At 64.5% G+C, this 20,236-nt stretch carries 18 protein-coding genes and 1 pseudogene; 13 read left to right on the top strand and 6 right to left on the bottom strand.

Features of this window, described 5'->3' with window-relative positions; genetic code table 11:
• The first annotated feature begins 96 nt into the window (after positions 1–96).
• From Q1A71_RS12130 to Q1A71_RS12185, 12 genes and pseudogenes are all read left to right on the top strand, one after another.
• Positions 97–1,116: a LacI family DNA-binding transcriptional regulator gene (locus Q1A71_RS12130; protein ID WP_299676120.1), complete on the top strand. Its 1,020-nt coding sequence runs from the start codon at positions 97–99 to the stop codon at positions 1,114–1,116.
• Positions 1,117–1,208: 92 nt separating this feature from the next.
• Positions 1,209–2,513, top strand: coding sequence for a sugar ABC transporter substrate-binding protein (locus Q1A71_RS12135; protein ID WP_299676123.1), 1,305 nt, complete (start codon positions 1,209–1,211; stop codon positions 2,511–2,513).
• Between the two features lie 113 nt (positions 2,514–2,626).
• On the top strand, positions 2,627–3,493 hold the full coding sequence (locus Q1A71_RS12140; RefSeq protein ID WP_299676126.1) for a sugar ABC transporter permease: 867 nt from the start codon (positions 2,627–2,629) through the stop codon (positions 3,491–3,493).
• 12 nt (positions 3,494–3,505) lie between these two features.
• Positions 3,506–4,336, top strand: a complete 831-nt coding sequence (locus Q1A71_RS12145) for a carbohydrate ABC transporter permease (protein WP_299676129.1) — start codon at positions 3,506–3,508, stop codon at positions 4,334–4,336.
• Positions 4,337–4,360: 24 nt separating this feature from the next.
• Positions 4,361–5,365, top strand: a complete 1,005-nt coding sequence (locus Q1A71_RS12150) for an ABC transporter ATP-binding protein (RefSeq protein ID WP_299676132.1) — start codon at positions 4,361–4,363, stop codon at positions 5,363–5,365.
• Positions 5,362–5,490, top strand: a pseudogene (locus Q1A71_RS12155) (SDR family NAD(P)-dependent oxidoreductase); the annotation flags it as partial. The gene Q1A71_RS12150 and the pseudogene Q1A71_RS12155, both read left to right, overlap by 4 nt.
• Positions 5,491–5,552: 62 nt before the next feature.
• A complete protein-coding gene (locus Q1A71_RS12160; RefSeq protein ID WP_299676135.1) occupies positions 5,553–7,037 on the top strand; it encodes a mannitol dehydrogenase family protein in 1,485 nt (494 codons plus the stop codon).
• Positions 7,038–7,197: 160 nt separating this feature from the next.
• Complete coding sequence (locus Q1A71_RS12165; protein WP_299676138.1) at positions 7,198–7,935, top strand: hypothetical protein; 738 nt, start codon at positions 7,198–7,200, stop codon at positions 7,933–7,935.
• On the top strand, positions 7,932–12,125 hold the full coding sequence (locus Q1A71_RS12170) for a CHAT domain-containing protein (protein WP_299676141.1): 4,194 nt from the start codon (positions 7,932–7,934) through the stop codon (positions 12,123–12,125). The genes Q1A71_RS12165 and Q1A71_RS12170 overlap by 4 nt, the downstream gene beginning before the upstream one ends.
• A 516-nt stretch (positions 12,126–12,641) precedes the next feature.
• Positions 12,642–13,712, top strand: a complete 1,071-nt coding sequence (locus tag Q1A71_RS12175) for a hypothetical protein (protein WP_299676144.1) — start codon at positions 12,642–12,644, stop codon at positions 13,710–13,712.
• Positions 13,713–13,721: 9 nt separating this feature from the next.
• The gene (locus Q1A71_RS12180; RefSeq protein WP_299676147.1) at positions 13,722–14,393 is read left to right on the top strand and encodes a hypothetical protein; all 672 of its coding nucleotides are present in this window, start codon (positions 13,722–13,724) and stop codon (positions 14,391–14,393) included.
• Positions 14,394–14,404: 11 nt separating this feature from the next.
• Entirely contained in the window at positions 14,405–14,869 is a 465-nt protein-coding gene (locus Q1A71_RS12185) for a HEAT repeat domain-containing protein (RefSeq protein WP_299676150.1), read from the top strand.
• A 112-nt stretch (positions 14,870–14,981) separates the two neighbouring features.
• Here the strand turns inward: Q1A71_RS12185 and Q1A71_RS12190 are convergent, their stop codons facing one another.
• Positions 14,982–15,926: an aldo/keto reductase gene (locus Q1A71_RS12190; protein WP_299676153.1), complete on the bottom strand. Its 945-nt coding sequence runs from the start codon at positions 15,924–15,926 to the stop codon at positions 14,982–14,984.
• A 72-nt stretch (positions 15,927–15,998) separates the two neighbouring features.
• Here Q1A71_RS12190 and Q1A71_RS12195 point away from each other — a divergent pair, with 72 nt between their 5' ends.
• Positions 15,999–16,385, top strand: a complete 387-nt coding sequence (locus tag Q1A71_RS12195) for an ectoine synthase (protein ID WP_299676156.1) — start codon at positions 15,999–16,001, stop codon at positions 16,383–16,385.
• Here Q1A71_RS12195 and Q1A71_RS12200 read toward each other — a convergent pair.
• From Q1A71_RS12200 to Q1A71_RS12220, 5 genes are all read right to left on the bottom strand, one after another.
• Positions 16,370–16,666, bottom strand: a complete 297-nt coding sequence (locus Q1A71_RS12200; protein ID WP_299676159.1) for a hypothetical protein — start codon at positions 16,664–16,666, stop codon at positions 16,370–16,372. The genes Q1A71_RS12195 and Q1A71_RS12200 overlap by 16 nt on opposite strands.
• Positions 16,650–17,258, bottom strand: coding sequence for a glycerol-3-phosphate 1-O-acyltransferase PlsY (gene plsY, locus Q1A71_RS12205; RefSeq protein WP_299676161.1), 609 nt, complete (start codon positions 17,256–17,258; stop codon positions 16,650–16,652). Before plsY ends, Q1A71_RS12200 begins: the two co-directional genes overlap by 17 nt.
• Positions 17,258–18,541: a dihydroorotase gene (pyrC, locus tag Q1A71_RS12210; RefSeq protein WP_299676164.1), complete on the bottom strand. Its 1,284-nt coding sequence runs from the start codon at positions 18,539–18,541 to the stop codon at positions 17,258–17,260. Before pyrC ends, plsY begins: the two co-directional genes overlap by 1 nt.
• 117 nt (positions 18,542–18,658) lie before the next feature.
• Positions 18,659–19,204: a hypothetical protein gene (locus Q1A71_RS12215; RefSeq protein ID WP_299676167.1), complete on the bottom strand. Its 546-nt coding sequence runs from the start codon at positions 19,202–19,204 to the stop codon at positions 18,659–18,661.
• Entirely contained in the window at positions 19,201–20,148 is a 948-nt protein-coding gene (locus Q1A71_RS12220) for an aspartate carbamoyltransferase catalytic subunit (protein WP_299676170.1), read from the bottom strand. The genes Q1A71_RS12215 and Q1A71_RS12220 overlap by 4 nt, the downstream gene beginning before the upstream one ends.
• Positions 20,149–20,236 lie beyond the last annotated feature (88 nt).

The following is a 20,236-nucleotide window of genomic DNA, read 5'->3' on the forward strand; positions in this document are numbered from 1 at the left end:
GCGCGAATTTTCACAGAGAAGTTACCGCGCGTAAAAGTTACGGATTGACACATCGCGGCCTGTCATGACTGTTTGGTAACATGTCAAGGAAGCGAAATGGTCAGAATACGGAACATGGAGGAATTTGCGACGCTGAGCGGTGTGTCGCGTCCGACGGTGTCGAAATATTTTCACGACCCGAGCAGTGTGCGGCCGAAGATCCGCGCCCAGATCGAGCGGGCGTTGGAGCAGTACGACTATCAGCCGAATATCTTTGCGATCAACCAGAACCGCAAACTGACCAAGAACATCGGGATCGTGGTGCCCTATCTGGCCGATCCGTTCTTTGCGGAGATCGCGCGGAACCTGGAGCAGCGCTGCCTCGCCGCCGGGTTTCAGCCGACGTTGTATTCGTCTCATGGGCAGCCGGATCTGGAGGTCGGCATTCTGAGCAACCTGCGCCGGCTGAAGCCCGCGGGGGTGTTGCTGGCCCCGCTGGGGCGGGTGTCGAACCGTGCCGAGATCGAGAAGTTCTGCAAGGATGTGCCAACGGTGCTGTTTGACAGTGCTTTGGACGATGTGGGGCTGGCCTTCATCGGCTCGGACAATCCGAACCTGGCGCTGCAGATCGTGGACTATCTGTGCCGCAGTGGCGAACCGCCGTGCTTCATGGAGATGAAGACCCCGGCGAACCCCAATGCCAACAAGCGGCGCGAGGCCTATCTGCAGGCGATGGCGCATTTCGGGCAGACACCCCAGATCGTGAAGATCGAGGGGATCGGCTGGGCGTTCGAAGAGATCGGCTACACCTACGGGGGTGCGGCCCTGGCCTCCAACGCCTTCGCCACCAACACCATTCTGTGCAGCAATGACCGTCTGGCGATCGGGCTGCTGTCGGCCTGTTATGAGCAGCAGATCCGCGTCGGCATGACACCGGGCTGCGCGATCCGCGTTGCCGGACAGGACGATCACCCCTTCTCGCGCTTTACCTGTCCGCCGCTCACGACCGTGGCGCAGGACTACGAGTCGATCTCGGCGAAATCGCTGGAAATTCTGATGCAGGTGATCGACGGAGGCGCCGTCGATGCGGCCAAAACCCTGTTCGAGGGCCGGTTGGTGATGCGGCAGTCGGCCTGACTTAATTTTGTCGCGCGTAAAATTTTTTGTTGACGCCCGAATTTTTAATCGGCTAGTCTGGCTTGCATAACATCCAGCTAGGGAGGATTCGGATGTCTATAAGAACCGCACTTGGTGCGGCGAGCGCCCTTGCCGTGCTCGCAGGCACAGCAGCTTTCGCCGACACCACGATCACCATCGCCACCGTGAACAACGGCGACATGATCCGCATGCAGGGCTACACCGACAATTTCACCGAGCAGACCGGGATCGGCGTGGAGTGGGTCACGCTGGAAGAGAACGTCCTGCGTCAGCGCGTGACCACCGATATCACCACCAAGGGCGGTCAGTTCGATATCATGACCATCGGTATGTATGAGACGCCGATCTGGGGTGCCAACGGCTGGCTTGTGCCGCTGGACGATCTGTCCGCCGAGTACGACGTGGACGATCTTCTGCCCGCGATGGCCGGTGGCCTGAGCCATGAGGGCACGCTTTATGCCGCGCCTTTCTACGGCGAAAGCTCCATGATCATGTACCGCACTGACCTGATGGAGAAGGCCGGGCTGGAAATGCCGGACGCGCCCACCTGGGAGTTCGTGCGGGAAGCCGCCGCGGCGATGACCGACCGCGACAATGAGATCAACGGCATCTGCCTGCGCGGCAAGGCGGGCTGGGGTGAAGGCGGGGCCTTCATCACGGCGATGTCAAACTCCTTCGGTGCACGCTGGTTCGATGAAAACTGGACGCCCCAGTTCGACACGCAGCCGTGGAAAGACACGCTGGAGTTCTTTGTCGGCATGATGAACGAGAGCGGCCCGACAGGCTATGCCACCAACGGGTTCAACGAGAACCTCAACCTGTTCCAGCAGGGCAAATGCGGCATGTGGATCGACGCGACGGTTGCGGCCTCCTTTGTGACGAACCCGGACGACAGCACGGTGGCCGACAGCGTCGGATTTGCGCTGGCGCCTGACACCGGCTTGGGCAAACGCTCGAACTGGCTCTGGGCCTGGGCTCTGGCCGTGCCGGCCGGCACGCAGAAAGAGGCTGAAGCCAAGCAGTTCATCGAATGGGCCACCTCGAAAGACTACATCGAGCTGGTGGCGGCCAACGAAGGCTGGGCCAATGTGCCTCCGGGCGCGCGGAAGTCGCTGTACGAGAACCCCGAGTACCAGAAGGTGCCCTTCGCGCAGAAGACGCTGGATTCGATCCTGTCGGCAGACCCGAACGACTCCACGGTCGAGCCGACCCCCTATGTGGGCATCCAGTTCGCGGCCATTCCTGAATTTGCGGGCATTGCCACGCAGGTGAGCCAGGAATTCTCGGCGGTTTATGCTGGTCAGCAGACGGTCGATGAAGCGCTGGCCAAAGCGCAGGCGATCACGACCGAGGAAATGGAAGCGGCAGGCTACTAAGCTTCTATTTCACGCGGGCGGGCGGCCCGGCTGCCCCCCGCAACACCCCTCTCTTCCATACGTCCCCGTCTTTTCCGACGGCTGCAACGACCTGACCAGAGGAGGCATGCCCGATGGCGACCCAACACTCCCGATCCGCTGCACGCGTGATGATGGCCCCCGCGGTGATCCTGCTCCTCGGTTGGATGCTCGTGCCGCTGACGATGACGCTCTACTTCTCGTTCAAACGCTATCTGCCCCTGCGGGGCGGCGACCAGGGCTGGGTCGGGTTCGAGAACTACGTCCGTTTCGTGTCCTCCAGTGCGTTCTGGCCTGCGGTGCAAACCACGCTGCTGATTGTCGGCGGAGTCCTGTTGATCACGGTGGCGCTGGGGATCTGCCTGGCGATGTTGCTGGATCAGCCGATGTGGGGGCAGGGGGTCGTGCGCATCCTGGTCATCGCCCCGTTCTTCGTGATGCCGACGGTGTCGGCGCTGGTGTGGAAGAACATGTTCATGGACCCGGTGAACGGTCTCTTTGCCCATCTGTGGCGGTTTTTCGGGGCTGAGCCGGTGTCCTGGCTGTCCGAGGCCTCGATGTCCTCGATTGTGATGATTGTCTCCTGGCAGTGGCTGCCCTTTGCGACGCTGATCCTTCTGACCGCGATCCAGTCGCTGGACAGTGAACAGCTGGAGGCCGCGGAGATGGATGGCGCGCCGGCGCACAAGCGTTTCTGGTTCATCATCCTGCCGCATTTGAGCCGCGCGATCACCATCGTGATCCTGATCCAGACGATCTTTCTGCTGTCGATCTTCGCCGAGATCTTCGTGACGACCGGTGGCGCCTTCGGCACCCGCACGCTGACCTATCTGATCTTCCAGCGCGTGCTGGAAAGCCAGAACGTGGGGCTGGGCTCCGCCGGTGGGGTCTATGCGATCATTCTGGCCAATATCGTTGCCATCTTCCTGATGCGCATCGTCGGCAAAAACCTAGACCGGTAGGGAGGAGCTGTCATGGCACGCGCTGTCACCACACCCCGCAAAGTGATCAACACCACCGTGACCTGGGGGATTGGCCTGCTGATCTTCTTTCCGATCCTCTGGACCATCCTGACCAGTTTCAAGACCGAGGCGCAGGCCATCGCAAGCCCGCCGATCTTTCTCGCCTTTGACTGGACGCTGGAAAACTACGCCGTCGTGCAGGAGCGCTCCAACTATATGCGGTTCCTGTGGAATTCGGTGATCATCGCCGGCGGGTCGACCATTCTGGGGATCATCATCGCGATCCCCGCCGCCTGGTCCATGGCCTTTGTGCCGTCCAAGCGCACCAAGGACATCCTGCTGTGGATGCTGTCCACCAAGATGCTGCCTGCGGTGGGCGTGCTCTACCCGATCTACCTGCTGTGCATTCAGCTGGGATTGCTCGACAACCGGGCCGCGCTGGTGGTGATCCTGATGCTGATCAACCTGCCGATCATCGTCTGGATGCTCTATACCTATTTCCGCGAGATCCCGGGGGAGATCCTCGAAGCGGCGCGGATGGATGGTGCCGGCCTGAAGGAAGAGCTGCTCTATATCCTGACGCCGATGGCGGTGCCGGGCATTGCCTCGACCCTGCTGCTCAACTTCATCCTGGCGTGGAACGAGGCCTTCTGGACGCTGAACCTCACGGCGGTGGATGCCGCACCGCTGACGGCCTTCATCGCCAGCTATTCGAGCCCCGAGGGTCTCTTCTTTGCCAAGCTGAGCGCCGCCTCGACGATGGCCATCGCGCCGATCCTGATCCTTGGCTGGTTCAGCCAGAAACAACTCGTCCGAGGTCTGACCTTTGGCGCCGTCAAGTAATCCAGTGAATGAGGGAGCCTGATCATGGGACACATTCAACTCCAAAAAGTGACCAAGAGCTTTGGTGATGTCGAAGTCATCCCGCCGCTGGATCTGACCATCGAGGATGGCGAGTTCACGGTCTTCGTCGGCCCCTCGGGCTGCGGGAAATCCACTCTGCTGCGGCTGATTGCGGGGCTGGAGGATATCTCCTCGGGTGTCATCAGCATCGACGGCTCGGATGCCACCGAGGTGCCCCCGGCCAAGCGCGGGCTGGCCATGGTGTTCCAGTCTTACGCGCTTTATCCGCATATGTCGGTGCGCAAGAACATCGCCTTCCCGCTGCGCATGGCCCAGCTGGATCAGGCGGAGATCGACCGGCGTGTGACGGGGGCTGCGCAGATCCTGAACCTGGCCGATTATCTAGATCGGCGGCCGGGGCAGTTGTCCGGCGGGCAGCGGCAACGGGTCGCCATCGGGCGCGCCATCGTGCGGGAGCCTGCGGCCTTTCTCTTCGACGAGCCGCTCTCCAACCTCGACGCGGCCCTGCGGGTCGGCATGCGTCTGGAGATCAGCGAGCTGCACAAGCGGCTGGAGACCACGATGATCTATGTCACGCACGACCAGGTCGAGGCGATGACCATGGCCGACAAGATCGTCGTGTTGCAGGCCGGGGTGATCGAGCAAGTGGGCTCGCCGCTGGATCTCTACCGCGCGCCGCGCAATCTCTTCGTGGCGGGGTTCATCGGATCGCCGCGGATGAACTTCATCGAAGGGCCCGAGGCCGAGAAGCATGGCGCGCACACCATCGGGGTTCGCCCGGAGCATATTGCCGTCTCTGAGACCGAGGGGCCGTGGTCGGGGGTTGTCGGTGTGTCGGAGCATCTGGGCTCTGACACCTTCTTTCACATTCACGACACCGGTCTCGCCGAGGCGATCACGGTGCGCGCCGATGGCGAGGTCGGCTTCCGGCATGGAGATCGCGTGCATCTGACGCCGCGGGCTGACGTCATCCACCGGTTCGATGCGCAAGGGTTGCGTATGTCATGACGCGGCTGGCCGGACAGTCGGCTCTGATCACGGGTGGGGCGCGCGGGATCGGATTGGCCTTTTCCAAGGCCTATCTTGCCGAGGGCGCGCAGGTCGCGATTGGAGATATCGACCTAGGTCGCGCCGAGGCGGCAGAGTATATCGTCGCGCAGACCGACAATGTGGATGGCGGAAACTGGATGAGCTGATGAACGAGATGTCTGAGACCGACCAACTGATCCCGCTTTCCAACGCGACGCTGAATGACTTGCCTGCCGCGATCCAGCGTCCGACCTACGACCGGTCTGCGCTGCGCGCCGGGATCGTTCACATCGGGCTCGGAAACTTCCACCGCGCGCATCAGGCGTGGTACCTGCATCGGCTGATGCAACAGGGCCTTGCGCAGGACTGGGCGATTGTCGGCGCAGGCGTGCGGTCGGGTGACGCGCAGATGCGCGCGCGGCTCGAGGCGCAGGACCATCTGACCACCCTCATCGAGCTCGACCCGGAGGGTACACGTATCGAAGTCACGGGGGCGATGATCGATTTCCTGCCCGTGGCGGAGGACAATGCCCCGCTGATCGCCTGCCTGTCGGACCCGGCCATCCGGATCGTTTCGCTGACCGTCACCGAAGGCGGCTACTTCATTGCGCAGGACACAGGCGGCCCGGATCTGGACCATCCGGAGCTGTTGCATGACATTGCCCATCCGGCGACGCCTCGCACGGCATTCGGGGCGATCATCGCCGGTCTGCGGGCGCGGCGCTTGGCGGGGCATGGGCCCTTCACCGTGCAGAGCTGTGACAATCTGCAGGGCAACGGCGATATCACGCGGGACCTGGTTGTCTCGCTGGCGCGGGTAATGGATCCGGCACTGGCCGACTGGATCGAGGCGGAGTGCGCCTTTCCGAACTCCATGGTCGACTGCATCGTTCCGGCGACGGGCCCGGATGAGCTGGCCCGGGTACGGGCCTCCGGGATCGACGACGCTGCCCCCGTCACCCATGAGAACTTTCGCCAATGGGTAATCGAGGATCACTTCTGTGCCGGGCGCCCGGACTGGGACCAGGTGGGCGCGGTGTTCACCGATGACGTGGTCCCCTACGAATCCATGAAGATCCGCATGTTGAACGCAGGTCATCAGCTGTTGGCCAATGCGGGGGAGCTTCTGTCGATTGCGACGATTGCGGATTGCATGGCGGATGCCGATATCGCGGCGTTCTTTGCTCAGGTCCAGCGGGCGGAAATCGCGCCGCATGTGACCGCGGTGGCCGGGATGACGGCGGAAGAGTACGTGACGCTGATCACGCGCCGTTTCGCAAATCCGCAAATCCGCGACACCACCCGACGCGTGGCGTTCGACGGCCTGTCCCGTCACCGCGGGTTTCTGCATCCCATCATTCGCGATGCTCTGACGGCCGGGCATCGGGTGGAGGGTCTCGCCTTGGCAGAGGCGCTTTGGGCGCGGATGTGCGCCGGCCTCCGGGAGGACGGCAGTGAGATTGCGCCAAACGATCCCGAATGGGACGTTTTGCATGCGGCGGCGACAGAGGCCCGCACGGACCCCAGGGCGTGGCTCGCGCTCTACGCTGATCTGGCGGAGGATCCGCGCTTTTGCGCGCCCTTCGAGCAGGCGCTGCGCCGGGTCTGGCAGGATGGGACGCGGTCTGTCTTGCGCTCCTATGTGAGCTGAGCGGCCAGCCCGCACCGGCGTCAGGCCGCGGTCATCGGCGGCCTCTCCATCGGACGTGCGGCTTGACACAGCTGGAGCGCGGATGGCTCACTGCAATATGGGGGGGTGGGGACGTCTCGCGTCGGTCCGCCCTTCATTTGCAACCAAGGATCATTGCTTCATGTCGATTAATCTGCACTACACCCGAGAGATTCTGGAGGAGCTGAACTACGTCGCGACCTGGTTTCCGACGACCACGCTGGCCCCCGGAGAGGTCTGCGACATGCGCGGCGGGCAGCTCAAGCCTGTTGGATCTCTGGAGGACTTCGACATCACGTTCGAGACCGAGCCGGGCTCGGCCGAGAGCACCATCGAGTACAAGTCGGCGGGCGCCGTTTCGATCAAGACCAAAGCGGCAGGCAGCGCCGAACTGCCCGGTTCGGCGTTGAAGGAGGCCGAGGCGGGGCTGCATATCACCTTTGCGCGTGAAAACGCGATCTTGCTGACGCTGACAGGCTGTGAGGCGCGCCGGATCGCGCGTCTGCATCAGGTCGGACAGCAGGTGTTGGCGAAGCACAATGAAGGAGCGTGGCCCAAAGGATATGTTGTGGTCACCGAGGCCTTGACCTGTGGCGCCTCGACCATTCTGGTGGCCTCCAGCGACAATGCGGCGATTGATCTGTCGGCGAAAGGGGCCTTCGGGGCCATGGCGCTCACGCTCGCCAATGCCAATGCGGGTCTGGAGATGCGCACCGAAAGCAACATCGGGTTCCGCACCATTTCCAGCCCCGGGCTCACTCCATTGCTGCGCACCTCCGGTATTGTCCCGAGGTTCCTGAGGCCCGATGAGTTCCGCGGCGGTGCCGAGGAGGCGGATGTGGATTTTGCCGCCGTGAGCTATGACGATCTGGAAGAATGAGCCCGGGCGCGTCGGTCAAAGACGCGCTGGCGGCGGTTGGAGCGCTCCTCGGTCGGGGCAAGTTTGACGCGGCTGCGGAGCGGCTGACGTCCATTGATCCGGGAGATGATGCCGCAGCGCAGGCGCTGAAGCTGCGGCTGGAAGGCGCGATTGCCTATCGCAGGAACGACCTTGCGGTGGCCATAGACCTCCTCGCGCGCGGGATCGAGGGTGAACCGGACGGGAGCACGGAGGAGCTGGCCACCGCGCTCCGGGATTTGGCCAACGCGCATCAGGAGATGGGGCACGCGGACGCCGCCGCCGAGCACAGGCGCGCGGCGGTGGACAACCTTGTGGGGCGCCTGTCCATTTCGCCCGGCTGGGCCATCGAACTGGCAGCCGCGCTGTCGGGCGATTTGCGCCACAGCGGGGCGGAGGACCCGGAGGCCCCTTTGCTGCGCGTCGCCGAGGCGGCGCAGGGGCTGAGCGGGCAAGCGGCCGTGTCCGTGTTTGTCCGGCTGGCGTCCGGCTTTCTCGGTGCCGGGGCCGCCCCGCAGGTGGTGGCTGTGTTGACGGACGCGTTGGAAAGAGTGCGGGCGATGGATCCACCGGGCCGCCGGGCTGCCGTGCCCGCGCTGCTGGAAGCCGTGGCCACCGTACAGCAGTTGGGACCAACCGATCTGGCGGATGCGCTTCTCAGCCTCGTGGAAGGCATGACCGACGATCTGTCGCCGGAGCAGCGACACGCGGCTCTGCAGTATCGGGCGGCGCATCTGGCCATGATGGGCGATGCGGAGGCGCGTGTCGCTTTGGACCGTGTGATCACCCACGCGGAAGACGGCCTTCGCAGCGCAGAGGCGGCACGTGCGGCCCGCGCGACACTGGGGGAGTATCTGGCCAAGACGGGGGATGCCGAAGGAGCGGAGGAGGTCCTGCGGACCGCTCTCGAGGACGCGGACACGGCCGACCCGGTGACCATTGGCCGGATCGCGGCGGAGCTTGGCCTGCTCGCCGACAAGGCCTGGCGGTGGCGCGACGCCGCGGACCTGCACGGGCTGGCCTTGACCAAGCGCCGCGACGCTTTGGGGCACTGGCACCGGGCGACGAACAGCAGCCGCTATGAACTGGCCGAGATGAGCCGTCTTCTGGGGCGCAACGCCGAAGCCGAGCTGCACTATCGCGATGCCATCCGGGTCGATGACCGGATTGGCGACGACGGTGGAGAATTCGGATCGAAGCTGCGCAACAATCTGGCCGAATTGCTGATCCAGATGGGGCAGGGTGCGGCAGCGGATGTCTTGCTCGAGGAGGCGTTGGAGCGTCGCGTGGCGGCCTTTGGGTCTGACAGCGAAAGCGCCTGGCGCAGCCGGTCCAGCCGCGCCAACTGGCATTTGATGTTCGGTGATCCGCAGGCGGCGGCAGATCTTGCCGAGCAAGCCCTGGCCTTGCCGCAGTTCGAGGGGAGCGTTGCGTGGCACCTGCTGCAGGCCTCCGCGCTGCGGCGCCTGGGCCGGTTTGCCGAGGCCGAGCCGATACTCACACAGGTTTTCGACCAGATCCCCGTCGATGATCTGGAGCGGTATATCAACTGGGAAACATATCTCGATTTGACGATGGATCTGGCCTTGAGCCGCGCCGGCCTCGCCGACTGGCCGGGTGTGGTGGCGGTGCTGGCAAAGGCGTCGGAGGCGTTGATCCGCCGCGAGATCACCTTGCTGCAACATTCGTCAGCGGGTCAGGTGCTGCATTATGCGCGGCGGTGCCATGAGATCCTGTCGATCTGGATGGGAGCGGCGGTGAAGCTCGACCCGGAGATGCGCCGCACTGAGGCCTTTCTGGACCGTGCCACCAACCTGACCGAAACCGTGAAAGGTCTGCGGACACGGTACATGCGCCTGCGCCAGCCTGGGACCGGATATGTCGAAGACCTCGCACCACCGGATCGGCGCAGGCGCGATCAGGACCGGCGGGCGCACCTGGCAAAGCTTGATGCCGAACTGGCCGAGCTGGAGTTGGCTGGTGTGCCCCGGACGGATCGGGCCCATCTTGCGGTTCGGGCGATGATCGAGGAGGCTGAACGCAGTCTGGCCAGCACGATTCCATCCTGGAAGACCGCCTACAACTGGACGCATCTGGGCGCGGACACCCTCGGCTTGGAGATCCTGCGCATCGAAGGGATCGAGCCGGCGGGACAGCACGCGCCGCCGCTTTCGCAAGACCGTTATGTCGCGCTTCTGGTCGAGGGTGACGGTGATGCGACCCGGGTCGATCTGATTGATTTCGGACTGGCGGATCCGATCGACACCGCCGTCACCGATCTAAGGGCGTCGCTGGTGAACGAGGCCTGGGGGGCGGGGCGCAAGCCCAGCTGGTGGCGGCTGTCCCGATTCCTCGGGCGCAAGCTCCTGGACCCTATTGCCGAGGCGCTGGCAAAGGCGGACCGACTCTTCGTGGCGCCCGATGGTCCGCTGGGTGCGCTGCCGTTCGAGATCCTGCGCCTGTCCGAGGGTGCCTATTTGGACGATGTCCTGAAGGTCTGCTATCTGCCGCGGCTTGCCGAAAGCGGGGGCTTCCGCCGACCGCTTCTGGCCGCGCAGCCGCCTCTGGTTCTGGGAGGCCCGGATTATGACCTCGAGGGTGCTTTTCGGGGGGCTCGTGGACTTATGGGCACCTTGGAACGGGAGCTGTCCGATGGTCTGAGCGAACAGCGGTTCGCCTCGCTGCCGCAGGCGGAGGCGGAGGGTCGCGCGGTGGCTGCGACCCTGGATGCGACAGCGTTTTGCGGGCGTCTGGCGCTGGCCACCGTGCTGCAGGACACGCCTGCGCCCGAGATCCTGCATATCGCGACACATGGGTTCTGTTTGCCGCGCGCGGCGGCGGAGCGAGGCTTTGCGGCGACGCTCGGCAATGCGGTGGACCGGCGGATGATACTCTCGGACCCGATGCAGCGCAGTGGTCTGGCGCTTGCGGGCGCGAATGCGGTGCTGGATCAGCGGGCCCTGCCTGAGGAGGTCGGCACCGGTTTTCTCTACGCGGCGCAGATCCAGAGCCTCGATCTGCAGCGCACCGATCTGGTTTTTCTGGCGGCCTGCCGGTCGGGCCTCGGCGAATTTGAGGTCGGCGATGGAGCGCAGGGGTTGGGACGGGCGTTTCTGGCAGCGGGGTGCCGGTCGGTGGTGACCGCGCTCTGGGACATTCCGGACACGGCCTCTCGCAAGCTGGTGGAGCGGTTTTATCAGGAGGTCATCGCGGGTGTTCCGCGCCTCGATGCGTTGCGCGCGGCCCGTCAGGCTGTCCGAGCGGAGCATCCCAATGATCCGATCTACTGGGCCGGGCTGGTCTTGATCGGCAATCCGGGGCCGCTGGGACGGTGTTCAGCTACGGCAGGGCTGCATGTCGCCTCGGTTTCGATGTCGGAGTGGGACTTGCGCGGGACCGGTGACGGCCCTGACCTGGAGGCATTTGCAGAGCGTGTGGTGGCGGGCGAAAAGGTCAACTGGGCCGAACGCCCGGGAGGGCGTGTGATGCTGCTCGAACGGGCGTCGGCGAAGCCGGATCTGAAAGAGCGGGATCGGGTTTGGATCACCTCGAAGCGCGCGGATCTCTTGAACCGGCTCGGGGATCATGACGCGGCGATTGCCCTGTATAGCGAATTGAGTGAAGACCCGGAGGTTGCGGAGGATGCAGGCCTTTTCTACGCCTACAATGCGGCCAAGATCGCCCAGCAGAAAGGCGATTTTGCTCAGGCCCTTTCCGGCTACACCGCTGTTCTTGAACGCTGTGCCAAGCGGCCCGATCCGCGGGCAAGCCCGTTTCACCATGCGATGGTCAATCGGGGCACAGTCTTCATGGCAACAGGCCGGACCACGGAGGCCATGGCGGACTTTAGGGTCGTGATCGAGGACACTGCGGCACCTGTTGATCAGCGGTTCATGGCATATGGCAATCGCGCCGATGTGTTGACACGGACCGATCCCGCTGCGGCCTTGGCCGATGTCGAGGCGGCGCTGGATCTGGATGTGGCGACGCCGGGGGAGCGGCGGCTGTGGCAGGCCAAGCGGATTTCACTTCTGATCGCTGTGGCGGATGCGGCGGGGGGGCGGGCAGCGCTGCAGGCGCTGGAGGCCGAACTCGACGGTCTGCCGGACGATCCCGAAACACGCCGTGTGCGTGGCTTCCTTCAGGCGTTTCGGCGCGATTTGGACATGTAGCGCGCGCTCCGGCGGCTCGTTGACCGGAGCGGGGTGAACACGATTCGTTATGGAGCGGCGTCGATGCGCTTGAAGGGCGGTCTTGCGATCTGCCATCCGCCGGACCTGACGCGTCGCACATCCACCTCAGTCGGTGGATCGACGGGAGGCGATGGTGCAGTGCGTGTCGACCTTTGGGGTTGGGGGACCGATGCCCGGTTTGCAACCTGAGAAAATCGCGTAACGCGCTGGCAAGAAGTTACATAATCCATGCTTCGGCTGATCTTGTCGCAGCGATTTTCCATGCAAGACCCTGGCCTCACATAGCGTTCTCTTGGCGCAAATGTCGACGGCCAGCGCTGTCCCGAACTCCTTGGCATCGACCTCCGCTCGGACCGCTGGCTTGAAAAAAGCGGGTTTTTGGGCTACAACCATGCCGCGTGTATTGGCGCGGTGGGCGTTTTTCCGCCCTCCCTTTTTGAGGCCCATTTTTATTTCAGCGCGATCCTGAGCGCATTTTTCAAGGGATGACATTTCATGGCAATCAAGATTGATTCCGACACCGGCAATATCTCAGCGGGCGGTGACAACACCGATGGCGATCTGCTTCTCAACTCCAACAGTGGTCAGCGCCGGATCCATCTCGATGCGGGATCGGGCAATGCCTATCTCGGGGGCAATGGCGCCGATGGCGACCTGTTGCTGATGCCGTCGGGGGCCTCCAGCCAGTCGGGCTCCTCCGGGACCATTCATATGAGCGGTGACAGTGGCAACTACCGCGCCGGCGGCAACGGTGCCGACGGAGATGTGACGCTGCAATCCACCGAAGGCCAGAACCGCATCCGGCTCGATGGCGGAGGCGGCAATGCCTGGCTGGGCGGCAATGGGGCGGACGGGGACCTTGTGCTCTTTGCGTCGGATGGCGACAACGCCACGCTGGCAGCATCAACGATCCACATGAACGGCGAGGAGGCCAATTACCGCGCCGGAGGCAACGGTGCGGATGGAGACATCACTCTGCAATCCACGGAAGGCGAGAACCGCATCCGCCTGGATGCCGGCGGCGGCAACATGTGGATCGGCGGAAATGGCGCGGATGGTGATATCGTTGTCTTTGCATCGACCGGCGACAATTCGACCTTGGCGAATGCGACCATCCATATCAATGGGGATGCGGGTGATATCGTCATGCAGAACGCCGACTTCGCCGAGGAGTTTGATATCTGCGAAGCGTCACCGGCGGTAGAGCCGGGCGATGTGATGGTGATGGGCCGAAGCGGAGCGCTGGAGCCGTGTCGGTCGGCGTATGACGCCCGGGCTGTCGGTATCGTCTCCGGCGCGGGCGATTACCGGCCCGGTATCGTGCTGGACCGACAGGTCAGCGCGGGGATGCGCCTGCCCGTGGCGCTGGTGGGCAAGGTCTTCGTCAAGGCCGATGCCAGCCATGGCGCGATTGCGGTCGGCGACATGCTCACGACCTCGCCGACGTTCGGTCACGCGATGCGGGCCAGTGATCGCGCGCGGGCCTTTGGGGCGACGTTGGGCAAGGCGATGGCGCCGCTGGATGACGGAACGGGGATGATCCCCGTTCTGGTCAACCTGCAGTAGGGCCCGGCCATGACTGCGAGCATTCGTAACGTGGCGAGCAGCTGTCTGGACAAGACCGGGCGCCTGTCGCTGCGCGAGGACATCCTTGGTGTCTACGCCAACGACAATCCTCAGAACCGATCCGTTCTGGCTCAGATGAACCGGATACAGACCGTACCTTTTGTCAAAATCGCTCTGGTGACCATCCAGGGCGCGAGCCCGCAGATCCAGCGTGATCTGGACAACGCCAATGCGGTCTGGGTCGGGAACTGCAATGTCTGGGTTTACCCCACCGACAGCATTACGGTGAACGCGCCTGCGCTGGTGGCGCTGGCGCAGGATGACTGCAATGGCAGCGGACATTCGGTGAGTTCAGAGGAGGATCAGCTTTTCGATCTGGGCCGCAATCTGGGGGCCAATATCGTCGCTTACTATATCCAGTCGGGCAGCGGTGCGGGATGTGCGGCGCATCCACCCGGGCGCCGGGGCTTCTGGGCCGATGACGGCGCCTCACCCTGGACTTTCATTCACGAGTTGACCCATGTGGTCGGGGACAATCCTCACATCGACTCCAATGACAGCTGCAATCTGGGCAATCTCATGACCACCTGCGGGACGGCCAATATCAACGTGGCACTGCCCAATCTGACGAATAACCAGTGTGACCGCATCAATGGCGATGCCGACATCGAAAGCTGCTGAAGGAGGCGAGAATGGCAGAGATTTCAGACCGCACGGAACGCCTGCTCGTCACCGATTGCGGGCGCGCGATATCGGAACTGGCGCAGGGTATGACCCGAGAGGATCTGGCGCATCTTGCGGAGGTCGTCGCGGACCCGCAGGAGACGCCCGAGCGCGTCGGACGGGCGAGCATGATCCTGGGACGGTCGGGGTACAAACCGGCACTGGAGCCGATCCTCGCCTCTCTCAAACGCTTGAGTGGCAAGCCGCGCCTTCAGGCTGCGGAAGCGTTGGGTCGGCTGGGCGGGGCGAAGGCGCGGGATGCCCTGGCGCAGCTGGCCCGGGACGAGGACGCCCAGGTGCGGAAATTCGCGACGCTGGGGTTGGCACAGATTGCGGATAAGAAGACGCAGACCCTGTTGCAGTCGATTGCCGAGCGTGACAGCGAAGCGTTTATTCGCGAAATCGCAGGTCGGCATCTGGCGCCCGACCGGTAGCGGCACGATCCGGCTTAGTCACTCTGATCCTGCAGTGAACCCTTTGGATTTGAAGGGTGCCGGATCAGCTTCTTCGCCGTCGGCCGTGGTCACCGCAAGGTGGCCTTGAGGATCAGCCGGTCTCTTGTTCTTCGATGCGGTCCGTCGCCGGTGGTGGGGTCGGGCTCAGGGCTGCGAGGCGGGCGTAGAGGTCGGGGCTCATCTCGTAGTCGAGAGCGTCGAGCGATGGCACCAGCTGTTCGGCAGAGCGCGCGGAGATGATCGGCGTGGGGCCCATCGGGTGGGCGGCGGCCCAGGCGACGGCGAGCGTGGCGGCATCGGTGCCGACCTCTTGCGCCACGGCGCTGAGCCCGGTGGCCGCGGCGTGCATCCAGTCGAGCCCATAGCGCGCGGCATAGCGGTCATCCTCGGTGAGCCGGCCCCCGCCGCCGGTGCCGTATTTGCCGGTGAGTAGCCCACCGCCCAAGGGTGAGTAGGGCGCGCAGGCCACACCCTGATCGGCGCACATGGGCAGGATCTCCACCTCGGCCTGGCGTTTCACGAGGTTGTACATGGGCTGCAGGATGTCGATGGTGATGTCGAATTTCGCGGCGATGTTGAGGGCCTTGACCACCTGCCAGGCGGCAAAGTTCGACACGCCGACATAGCGGATGAGGCCTTTCGCTTTCAGCTCGGCCAGCGCCTCCATGCTCTCATGCAGGTCGGTGTCGGGGTCGAAGCGGTGCATGTAGAGGACGTCGACCATATCCATGTTCAGCCGCTTGCGCGAAATGGCAAAGCTGTCCTGGATGTTCTTCTTCGAGCCACCGCCGGTGTAGGCGGCCTTGGTGGCGATGATCAGGCGGTCGCGGTGCGGCCCAAGCATGGCACCCAGCAGCTCTTCCGAGGCGCCATGGTTATAGACATGCGCGGTGTCGAAATGGGTGATGCCCGCGGCGATACAGGCGTCGAACATGGCGCGCGAGGCTGTGGCATCGGCGCGGCCTCCGAACTGCATTGTGCCAAAGGCGAGGCGGCTTGCGGGGGTCCCGTCGGGACTTGTTAAGAGTTTGGTCATACGCTCAGAAGTGGCACGCGGCGCAGAGGCGTGCAACAGTCAATCCCGACCGATGAGCAGAAGGAGCAGAGCATGATCGTCACACGGAAATCCGAGCTGGAAGGCACCGCGCGGGATGCGTCGGGGCCGGGATGGACCAGCCTGCGCTTGTTGGTGAAAAGCGACGGGATGGGGTTTTCGATGACCGATACGCAGGTGATGCCGAGCGAGGTGCTGAGCCTGCAGTACAAGCATCATATCGAGGCCTGTTATTGCATCGGTGGCACGGGCCGGGTGACGGAGCTCGACACGGGCGCCGTGCATGAGATCGGGCCGGGGGTGCTCTATGCGCCGAATGAGCATGAACGCCACCAGGTCGAGGCCCTTGGGCCCGAGCCTTTGCATTTCATCTGTGTGTTCTCGCCTGCCTTGCAGGGGGACGAGGTGCATGGGCCTGACGGCAGCTATGCGTCGTCCTGACCGGCCACGCGCAGGGACTGCAGGAAGGCGATGACCTTGGCGCGGGGCATTTCGCAGGGAAAGAGGCGCGGGCCGCTGCGTAGCTGGTAGAAGTTGAGGCTGATGTAGTTGACGCCGCCCATCTCCTCGGCGACGAGTTTCACCGCGCGCCCGCCACTGAAGAGCGTCTTGGTGAGCAGGTAGCGGCGGTCGGCTGCGGTGCCCGTGAAACTGCCGCGGGGCAGGGCGTTCAGGATCGCGGTGACCTCTGTGAGGTCGGTCGGGTCAGGATTTACCGCCAATGGTCGGCTCGGTGCCCGCGCGCAGGCGGGCGATGTTGGCGCGGTGGCGCCAAAACACCACAAGGGTGAGGGCGATGCTGAGGAAGAGGCCCTCCGGATGGCCGGTGAAGACCATCAGCGGGCTGCTCGCCGCGGCGGCAAAGAGCGCGCCCATGGACGAGATGCGCGAGGTGAGCGCCCCCGCCAGCCAGGCGAGGCAGCAGCCGATGCCGACAGGCCAGGCCAGCGCCAGCACGATGCCGAGGAAGGTCGCCACGCCCTTGCCGCCCTTGAAGCGCAGCCAGACCGGGTAGCAATGGCCCAGCATGGCCATCAGCCCGGCGATCTGGGCGGTGTCCTCGCCGCCGAAGGCGCGGGCGAGCAGCACCGCGACCACACCCTTGCCGCCGTCGAGCAACAGGGTCAGGGCGGCGGCGGTCTTGCTGCCGGTGCGCAGCACGTTGGTGGCCCCGATGTTGCCCGAGCCGATGTCGCGCAGGTTGCCGAGCCCCATAACCCGCGCCAGCACCATGCCGAAGGGGATGGAGCCCAGCAGGTAGCCGAGGACGGCCCAGAGGGCGAGGAGGGGGGCGGCGTGCTCGAGGGTGGGCATCAGGATTTCTCGTAGACGCTGGTGCCGCCGACGAAGGTGGAGAGCACCTTGCCCTGCATCCGGGCGCCGTCGAAGGGGGTGTTTTGTGATTTCGAGCGCAGGGTGGTGCGGTCCATCAGGAAAGGCGCGTCGGGGTCGAAGAGCACCAGATCGGCAGGAGCGCCGACGGCGAGCCGCCCGCAGGTCAGCCCTAGGCGCTGGGCGGGGTTGAAGGACATCGCGCGCCAGAGCGTCGGCAGGTCGATGAGCCCCGCGTGATACAGGCGCATGGCGGCAGGCAGCAGGGTTTCCAGCGCCACGGCGCCCGAGGCGGCCTCCTCGAAAGGCAGGCGCTTGCTTTCTTCATCCTGTGGCGTGTGCATTGAGGAGATCACATCGATCAGGCCGGACTTCACGGCTTCGGCGACGGCGAGCCGGTCCTGCTCGTCCCGCAAGGGGGGCTTGAGCTTGAAGAAGGTGCGATAGTCGGCGACGTCGAGCGCGTTCAACGTCAGGTGATGGATCGACGTGCCCGCGGTGAGGTCGAGCCCGTTTGCCTTGGCGCGCGTGAGCGCGGGCAAGGCACGGGCGCAGGTGATCTGGTCGGCGTGATAGCGCGCGCCGGTCATCTCCACGAGCGCGATGTCGCGGTCGAGCCCCATGCGCTCGGCCATCGGCGAGACGGCGGGCAGGCCGCGCAAGCTCGCGAATTTGCCGGAGGTCGCCGCGGCACCGTGGCTCAGCCCCGGCTCCTGCGGGTGGGCGATGATCAAGGCACCGAGGCCCGCCGCGTAGTGGAAGGCCCGCGCGGCCACCTTGGTGTCGGTGATCACGCGGTCGCAATCGGTGAAGGCGACGGCGCCCGCGTCCATCAGAAAGCCGATCTCGGTCATCTCGCGGCCCTGCCGCCCCTTGGTGAGTGCTGCCATGGGCAGCACGTTGACCGGCGTCGCCTCGCTCGCGCGCCGCGCGACGAATTCGAGCGTCTCGGGGCTGTCGATGGCGGGGTCGGTGTCGGGGCGGGTGATCATCGTGGTGACCCCGCCCGCCGCCGCCGCGAGGCCCGCGGACCGGTAGCTTTCCTTGTGCCGGTCACCGGGCTCGCAGACCTTCACGCCGAGATCGACGATGCCGGGGGCGAGGTATTTCAGTCCGCAATCGATCACACGCCCAGAGGTGAGGCGCGGCGCGTCCTTGGGCAGATGCTTGGTGATGCGCCCATCCTCGACCACCAGGCCGCCGATCACGATCTCGTCTTTTTCGGGGTCGACCAGGCGGGCATTCAGAAAGGTGATCTTGCTCATCCGCCCACCCAGATCATCAGGCCGACCACGCCAAAGGCGACGAGCAGCGCGATCATCGCGATGCGGCCCGACATCTTGGGATCTTTCGGTTCTTTCATCGCGGGGGTGCCTTTGTTGTCATGAGAGCATCCACCAGAGCGCCAGCCCGCTGAGCACCACGAGCGCGAGCGCCACGAGGGCGCTGCCTGCGGGGCCGCGCGCCGGGGTGGGCGGCGTCATCTGGGCCGCGCCGCTGTAGGGTTTGGCGCTGTCGGTGTCGATCGGCGGTCCGCTGTCCGCGGGCTGGGCCTCGGCATAGGTGCCGATGAGCGTGAGCGTGGCGGTGGGCGTGAGCGTGGCCGCACCCCCTTTGAAGCTTTCCGAAAAGAGCAGCAGCACGTAGCCGTCGAGCGCGTCGAGCTTGGTGCGGTCCGCGTTGAGTGTGCTGTCTGCGACCGCGTAGCCTTCGGCCAGGTAGCCCGCGAGCCCCATGCCGGTGAGGTCGCTCACGGGGAAGAGCTCGACGCTGGTGGTGTCGAGATGCGGGCTGTTCAGCAACTGGCGTGCGAGGTCGGCCTTGGGCAGCGTTTTGAGCTGCTGAGCGATCTCGTCCGCGGCGGCATTGATCGCGAAGACGCGGATCACGCCGCGCTCGTTTGCGGGGATGTCGATGGGGGTGCTCATGTGGGTTCGGCCCGGGTCAGCTTGAGGTTCTGGGCGAGCAGGTCCATCGCGGCCATGCGCACGGCGACGCCCATCTCGACTTGGTCCTGAATGACGCTGCGGTTGATGTCATCGGCGAGCGTGCCGTCGATTTCCACGCCGCGGTTCATAGGCCCGGGGTGCATCACGATGGCGTCGGGCTTGGCATGGGATAACTTCTCGGCATCCAGGCCAAACCGGTGGTAATACTCGCGTTCGCTGGGGATAAACCCGCCGTCCATGCGCTCTTTTTGCAAGCGGAGCATCATGACGACGTCCACGTCTTTCAGGCCCTCGGCCATGTCGTGGAAGACCTCGACGCCGAATTCGGCGATGCCGGAGGGCAGCAGCGTGGGCGGACCGATAAGGCGGAGGCGGTTTTCCATCTTGCCCAGCAGCAGGATGTTCGAGCGGGCCACGCGGCTGTGCGAAATGTCGCCGCAGATCGCAATCGAGAGCCGGTGCAGCCGCCCCTTGGCGCGCCGGATGGTGAGCGCGTCGAGCAGCGCTTGCGTGGGGTGTTCGTGCCGCCCGTCACCGGCGTTCAAGACGGCGCAGTTGACCTTCTGGGCCAGCAGATCGACGGCACCCGACTGCGGGTGGCGCACGACCAGCAGGTCGGGGTGCATGGCGTTGAGCGTGAGGGCGGTGTCGATCAGAGTTTCGCCCTTTTTCACCGAGCTCGCCTGCATCGCCATGTTCATCACATCGGCGCCAAGGCGCTTGCCCGCGATCTCGAAGCTCGCCTGCGTGCGGGTCGAGTTTTCGAAGAACATGTTGATCTGGGTGAGCCCGGCGAGCGCGTCGGCGTGCTTGTCGGGCTTGCGGTTGAGGGCGGCGTAGCGATCCGCCAGATCCAGCACCGTGGTGATCTCCTCCGGGCGCAGGGCCTCGATCCCAAGCAGGTGGCGGTGCGGAAAACTCATGGGCTGCAGCTCTTCGTGATTTCCTGCGTTATAGGCAGCACATGGCGGACGGGCAAGCGGGTCGGATAGCGGTTCATCTCAGGCAGGC

The organism is uncultured Roseobacter sp. (assembly GCF_947493125.1).
Taxonomy (GTDB): domain Bacteria; phylum Pseudomonadota; class Alphaproteobacteria; order Rhodobacterales; family Rhodobacteraceae; genus Roseobacter.